The 6,654-nt window shown below is 60.3% G+C and carries 5 protein-coding genes; 3 read left to right on the top strand and 2 right to left on the bottom strand.

What is annotated here, in order from left to right:
• Nucleotides 1–109 precede the first annotated feature (109 nt).
• The 3 genes from ACR0FG_RS16005 to ACR0FG_RS15995 all read left to right on the top strand — a co-directional run bounded on the left by ACR0FG_RS16005 (nt 110) and on the right by ACR0FG_RS15995 (nt 3,735).
• Nucleotides 110–541: a universal stress protein gene (locus tag ACR0FG_RS16005; protein ID WP_480894021.1), complete on the top strand. Its 432-nt coding sequence runs from the start codon at nt 110–112 to the stop codon at nt 539–541.
• A gap of 87 nt (nt 542–628) precedes the next feature.
• Entirely contained in the window at nt 629–2,377 is a 1,749-nt protein-coding gene (gene ggt, locus ACR0FG_RS16000; protein WP_480894020.1) for a gamma-glutamyltransferase, read from the top strand.
• Nucleotides 2,378–2,463: 86 nt separating this feature from the next.
• Nucleotides 2,464–3,735 (top strand): type III PLP-dependent enzyme domain-containing protein, encoded by a 1,272-nt coding sequence (locus tag ACR0FG_RS15995; protein ID WP_480894019.1) that lies wholly within the window; start codon nt 2,464–2,466, stop codon nt 3,733–3,735.
• 69 nt (nt 3,736–3,804) lie between these two features.
• Here the strand turns inward: ACR0FG_RS15995 and ACR0FG_RS15990 are convergent, their stop codons facing one another.
• Together ACR0FG_RS15990 and ACR0FG_RS15985 are read right to left on the bottom strand one after the other, a co-directional pair.
• Complete coding sequence (locus ACR0FG_RS15990) at nt 3,805–5,280, bottom strand: NAD-dependent succinate-semialdehyde dehydrogenase (RefSeq protein ID WP_480894018.1); 1,476 nt, start codon at nt 5,278–5,280, stop codon at nt 3,805–3,807.
• A gap of 2 nt (nt 5,281–5,282) precedes the next feature.
• Nucleotides 5,283–6,560: a 4-aminobutyrate--2-oxoglutarate transaminase gene (locus ACR0FG_RS15985; RefSeq protein ID WP_480894027.1), complete on the bottom strand. Its 1,278-nt coding sequence runs from the start codon at nt 6,558–6,560 to the stop codon at nt 5,283–5,285.
• Between the last annotated feature and the right edge of the window lie 94 nt (nt 6,561–6,654).

Below are 6,654 nucleotides of genomic sequence, written 5' to 3'. Positions count from 1 at the left end.
ACCAGCCCCCCAAAGAGCTGATGTTCATCCCGGCGCTCCTGCTTCTGGCCCTCATCGCCTTCCTGCAAAAAACCCGCGCCGCACGCTCCAACGAACAAGAGGTAACACCATGATCAAAGCCGTTTTGTGTGCCGTGGATGCCGGGAAACCGGAAACGGATGCCGAAGTTCTGCGTCAGGCCGGGCGTCTGGCGGAACTCGACAATGCACAGCTGGATGTTGTCACGGTGCTACCGGATTTTGGGGAATCCTTTGTCGGCAGCTTTTTTGAACCCGAACATCATGAACAGGCCGTCGCCAAGGCGCAAGACGCGCTTGAGGCACTTGGCAAGTCAGTTCTGGGTGAAGAGCGCAATGCCAAGGTCCGTCATGTGGTGGCCACCGGCACGGCCTATCAGGAAATTCTGCACACGGCCAAAGAGGCCGGAAGCGATTTGATCGTCATCGGGGCGCATCGGCCCGACCTTAAGGACTATCTGCTGGGACCCAACGCAGCGCGGGTGGTCAGACACTCGGATGTTTCAGTTTACGTCGTCCGTTAGGCCACGGCGATTGCGGAAGACGAACGTGTTCAAGGTTCTAGTAACAAACAGTTTTGGAAAACCCCTCATCAAACGGAGGAACTTGTGATGAGAACACTTTTAAGAACCAGTGCCGCGCTGGCCCTTGGGGTCTTTGCAGGCGCGGCCAGCGCGCAAGACCCCGCGCCGGAATACGGCTATGGATGGGAGGACAAGGATTCGGTCACCGGCACCGAGTTCATGGTCTCAGCCGCCAACCCGATTGCCGCCAAAGCAGGCTATGACGTGCTGGCCGCTGGCGGCACTGCTGCCGATGCGATGATCGCCGTGCAGCTCATGCTGAACCTAGTCGAGCCGCAATCGTCGGGCATCGGCGGCGGTGCGTTCATGCTGTATTGGGACGCTGAGTCTGAAACGCTGACCACCTTTGACGCGCGCGAAAAAGCGCCTGCCAAAGCCAAGCCCGAGCGTTTCCTGAACGCCGAAGGCGAAAAGATCCCGTTTGCCGAGGCGATCTCGGGAGGGCAGGCCGTTGGCGTGCCCGGCATTCTCCGTCTGATGGAAGTGACCCATAACCTCTATGGCAAGAAAGACTGGGCCTCGCTGTTCCAGTCGACCATTGAGCAGGCCGAAAACGGGTTCGAAGTATCGCCGCGCATGGCAAACTCGATCCAGTCGACCATCGATCGCGAGCGTTATCTGGACGTCTTCCCAGGTGCCAAGGAATACTTCTTCAACGAAGATGGCAGCCCGCTGGCCGAAGGCACGCTGCTGAAGAACCCCGCCTTTGCCGAGACGCTGCGTATTCTGGCCGATCAGGGCGCGAATGCGTTCTATCACGGCCCGATTGCCGAGGATATCGTGGCTGCGGTAGACTCTACGTCCAAGGTGGAAAACAACATCACGCTGGAAGACATGGCTGCCTATCGCGTCAAGGTTCGACCCGCCGTCTGCGCCGATTATCGCGGCTATGACGTCTGCGGCATGGGCCCGCCGACCTCGGGTGGTCTGACCGTCGGTCAGATTCTGGGTATCCTGAACAACTTTGACCTCAAAGGCACTGGCTGGAACGCTGAACTGGCGCACCTTTATGCCGAAGCCGCCAAGCTGGCCTATGCCGACCGCGCGCTTTACATGGCTGACAGCGATTTCGTTGACGTGCCGGTCAAAGGTCTGCTGGACAAGGATTACCTGAAACTGCGTTCGGAAATGATCGACCCGGCTGCGGCCAGCGAAAAGCGTAAAGCCGGTGAGCCGCCGCGCGATCACACCGCGCTGTTCGCGCCGTCGCAGAACCCGGATCGTCCCGGCACCAGCCATATCGTGATCCGCGACCAGTATGGCAACGCGCTGTCGATGACCACGACCATCGAGACCTTCTTTGGCAGCCGTGTCTTCGTACGGGGTTTCCTGCTGAACAACGAGTTGACCGACTTTGACCGCGCGCCCAAGGATGGTGATCGTCTGGTGGCCAACCGGGTCGAGGGCGGCAAGCGTCCGCGCAGCTCGATGTCGCCGACCATCGTGATGAAGGATGGTGAGCCCTACCTGCTTATCGGTTCGCCCGGTGGCAGCCGCATCATCAACTATGTGGCCAAGACCATCATCGCGATCCTCGACTGGGACATGGACCCGCAGGACGCCATCGAGACCGGTCACTTCGTGCACCGCAACGGATCCAGCATGGATGTCGAACAGGAAACCGCGGCGGCTGATTTTGCCGAGGCGCTAACCGCCAAGGGCCATGAGGTCAAGACGGTCGACCTGAACTCGGGCCTGCACGCGATCCTGATCAAGGATGGTCAGCTGATCGGTGCTGCCGACCCCCGCCGCGAAGGTGTGGCACTGGGTCAGTAACCTACATAAACTAACTCGCGGCGGCTCAACTGAGCCGCCGCTTTCATTTTGACGACAGCCATTCCTACCCATCCCCGGAGGCTTTCATGAACCGAGAACATCACATCCTGCAACGCGCCATTGAAGACCGGCTTCTGGACAATGAAACGACCGTATTGGGCTTCATGGATCTGGACGGTCTGGCCAAATCCATCGATGATCTGATTGCGGCCTTTCCCGACAATTTCCAGCACACCTTTGCCGTCAAGGCGAACTCACTGCGTCATGTGCTGATGAAGATCTCGCATTGCGGCATCGGCGCCGAAGTGGCCAGCCCCGGAGAGCTGTCGATGGCGCAATCGGCAGGCTTCGACATCCGCAAGATCATCTTCGATTCCCCGGCCAAGACGATGGACGATCTGCGCCAGTGCCTGAAGCACTCGATTGCGTTCAATCTGGACAATGAACAGGAACTGGAGCGCGTCGCCGGGATGATCGAGGACTATCCCAATTCCGAGGCCATCATCGGTTTCCGCATCAACCCGCAGATCGGTTCGGGTGCAATCTCATCAACCAGTACCGCGACCAACACGTCGAAATTCGGCTATCCCATCGGGGATGCGGGCAATCGCGAGAAGCTGATCGAGTATTACCTGAAATACCCATGGCTGACCTCGATCCACACCCATGCCGGTTCGCAGGGCTGCCCGCTGGAGCTGATGGCACAGGGTATCGGTGAACTGGTGGCCGTGGCCGAAGAGATCAACACTCGCAAGGGCGAGCAGCAGATCACCCGGCTGGATATCGGGGGCGGGCTGCCGGTCAACTTCGCCTCGCCCGAGGTGAAACCGACCTTTGCCGAATATGCCGAGGTTCTGCGTCAGCATGTGCCGCTGTTGTTCACCGGCAAATACAGCGTGAAAACCGAGTTCGGCCGCGCGATTGCCGCCAAGAACGGGTTCATGGCGACGCGGGTGGAATACACCAAAAATGCCGGAGGGCGGCATATCGCGACCACCCATGCGGGTGCGCAGATCATGACACGCACGGCGTTTCTGCCCGCCGCATGGCCGATCCGGGTGGAAGGTTTTACACCGGATGGCGTGCTCAAAACCGAAGACAAGGTGCAGACCGACGTGGCTGGACCCTGCTGTTTCGCGGCTGATCTGGTGGCCAAAGATGTGCTGATCCCGCGCCTTGATCCCAATGACTATGTGGCGATCTACGACACCGGCGCGTATTACTTCAGCAACCATTTCGACTATAACAGCCTGCCGCGCATCGCCGTTTATGGCGTCAGCACCAAGTCAGGCGAGCTGTCGATCGAACTGATCCGCCGCGCCGAAACGCTCAGCGAAGTCGTCTCGAATATGTCATAAAAAAGGACCGGGCTGTGCGAAGCCCGGTCCTTTACGTGGCGATTGGGGTCAGACCCCAACGCCGGGGGGTCAGGAAATCTCGCCCATGCAGAGATATTTGATCTCAAGGAAATCCTCGGTCCCGTATTTCGACCCTTCGCGGCCCAGACCGGATTGTTTGACACCGCCGAACGGCGCAACTTCGGTCGAGATCAGGCCGGTGTTGATACCCACCATGCCCGATTCAAGCCCTTCAGCCACGCGCCAGACGCGGGCCAGATCGCGGCTGTAGAAGTATGAGGCCAGACCGAACTCGCTGTCATTGGCCATGGCGACGACATCGTCCTCTTCTTCGAACTTGAACAGGGGCGCGACGGGGCCGAAGGTTTCATCCTTTGCCACGACCATGTCCGGTGTGACGCCGGTGAGGACAGTGGGCTCGAAGAACGTGCCGCCCAGATCTGATCGCTTGCCGCCCAGCGTGACGGTCGCGCCTTTCGAAACCGCGTCCGCGATATGTTCCTCGACCTTGGCGACTGCGGCGTCGTTGATCAGCGGGCCAGTGGTTACACCGTCAGCAAACCCGTCACCAATGTTCAAGCTTTTGGTCTTTTCGGCCAGTTTGGCCGCGAACTCGTCATAGACGCCCGCCTGAACATAGATGCGGTTGGCGCAAACGCAGGTCTGGCCGTTGTTGCGAAACTTGGCGATCATCGCACCGTCCACAGCCGCATCCACGTCGGCGTCGTCGAACACGATGAAGGGGGCGTTGCCACCCAGTTCGAGGCTCATCTTCTTGATTGTGCCCGCCGCCTGACGCATCAGGATCTGACCCACGCGGGTGGACCCGGTAAAGGTGATCTTGGCCACCTTGTCATTGGTGCAAAGCTCATTTCCGACGCCCGAGCTGTCGGTGCCGGGGATGACGTTGAACACACCCGCCGGGATGCCTGCACGTTCGCCCAGCACAGCCATCGCCAGTGCGGACAGCGGCGTCAGCGTCGCGGGACGCGCCACAAAGGTGCAGCCCACCGCCAGCGCCGGGCCTACCTTGCGGGCGATCATCGCGTTGGGGAAGTTCCATGGGGTGATCGAGCCCACCACGCCAACGGGCTGTTTCAGCACCACGATGCGCTTGTCGCGCTGGTGGCCGGGGATGACGTCGCCGTAGACGCGCTTGGCCTCTTCCGAGAACCACTCGATGAAGGACGCACCATACAGGATTTCGCCGCGCGCTTCGGCCCAGGGCTTGCCCATCTCAGCGGTCAGGATGGTGGCCAGATCGTCGGCGTTTTCGACCATCAGATCGAACCATTTGCGCAGGATTGCGGCGCGCTCCTTACCGGTTTGTGCGGCCCATTCTTTCTTGGCCGCGTAAGCCGCATCCACGGTCTGTGCAGTACCTTCGATGCTGACATCGATCACGTTGGCGATCAGATCACCCGTGGCGGGGTTGTGGACGGGGAACGTCGCCTCGCCCTCGACCCATTCGCCGTTGATATAGGCGCGGGTTTCCAGAAGGCTGGGATCATTCAGCTCCAGCTTGGTCACTTTGGTATCCAGCATGTTCAGGCTCCTTTGACAGCGTCGATCGAGGCTTCGAGGATATCCATCGCCTCGGCGAAGATCTCGTCCTGCACCGTCAGCGGCGCGAGGAAACGGATTACGTTCCCATATACGCCGCATGTCAGCAGGATCAATCCACGCCTGAGCGCCTCGGCGCGCACAGCGTTCGCCATGTCGGGGTTCGGGGCGCTGCCATCGGTGGTGTTGAACTCGGCCGCGATCATGAAACCGGGGCCACGAATGTCGACGATTTCAGGCGTGCGGGCACGGATCGATTCCAGGCGCTGTTTCAGGCGCGAGCCCAGTTCGTTGGCGCGGGCGCACAGGTCTTCTTCTTCGATCACGTCCATAACCGCGTGGGCCGCAGCGATGCCCAGCGGGTTGCCACCATAAGTGCCACCCAGACCACCCGGTTGCGCGGCGTCCATCAGATCAGCGCGGCCCGTGACAGCAGCCAGCGGCAGACCGCCCGCCAGACCCTTGGCCATGGTGGTGATGTCGGCGGAGACATCATAAGCGGCCATCGCAAACAGATTACCAGTGCGGGCGAAACCGGTCTGCACCTCATCAGCGATCAGCACGATGCCATGTTCATCGCACAGCGCGCGCAGGCCACGCATCAGTTCAGCCGGGGCAGGGTAGAAGCCGCCTTCGCCCTGAACAGGCTCGATGATAATCGCGGCCACACGGCCCGGGTCCAGATCGGCCTTGAACAACTTGGTCAGCGCTCCCAGCGAATCCTCGGTCGAGGTGCCGTGCAGTTCAACCGGGAAGGGGACGTGATAGGTGTCGGGCATCATCGCGCCGAAGCCAGCCTTGTAGGGTTGCACCTTGCCGGTCAGCGACATGCCCATAAAGGTCCGGCCATGGAAACCGCCGCCAAAGGCGATCACGGCAGGGCGTCCGGTGGCGGCGCGGGCGATTTTGACGGCGTTCTCAACCGCTTCGGCACCGGTAGTCACAAAGACAGTCTTCTTGGTGAAATCGCCCGGTACCTTTTCGTTCAGACGCTCGGCCAGACGAATATAGGTCTCATAAGGCAGAACCTGATGGCAGGTATGGGTGAAGTTCGCGGCCTGCTTTTGCACCGCCTCCATCACCTTGGGGTGGCAATGCCCGGTATTCACAACGGCGATGCCTGCAGCGAAATCGATATAGCGCTTGCCTTCGACGTCCCAGACCTCGGAGTTCGCGGCGCGATCGACATAGACCTGCGTCTGCATCCCCACGCCTTGTGCGATCGAGGTGTTGCGGCGTTCAGCAATCTGAGCATTCAGCATCATGCGTCCTTTCGGGTTATCGGGCGCGGGCGCCCGGAAATCTGACCGCGCGACTGTAATGCGCACAGGCCTGAGCGAAAGCCTGTTTCTTGTG

This window comes from Ruegeria sp. E1 (genome assembly GCF_056534225.1).
The sequence above is the reverse complement of the archived record's forward strand: the minus strand, read 5'-3'. Positions and strand labels throughout refer to the sequence as shown.

Coding starts and splice junctions, on each gene's coding strand:
- ACR0FG_RS15995 (WP_480894019.1), top strand. CDS start 2,464: ATGAACCGAGAACATCACATCCTGCAACGCGCCATTGAAGACCGGCTT.
- ACR0FG_RS16005 (WP_480894021.1), top strand. CDS start 110: ATGATCAAAGCCGTTTTGTGTGCCGTGGATGCCGGGAAACCGGAAACG.
- ACR0FG_RS15990 (WP_480894018.1), bottom strand. CDS start 5,280: ATGCTGGATACCAAAGTGACCAAGCTGGAGCTGAATGATCCCAGCCTT.
- ACR0FG_RS15985 (WP_480894027.1), bottom strand. CDS start 6,560: ATGCTGAATGCTCAGATTGCTGAACGCCGCAACACCTCGATCGCACAA.
- ggt (WP_480894020.1), top strand. CDS start 629: ATGAGAACACTTTTAAGAACCAGTGCCGCGCTGGCCCTTGGGGTCTTT.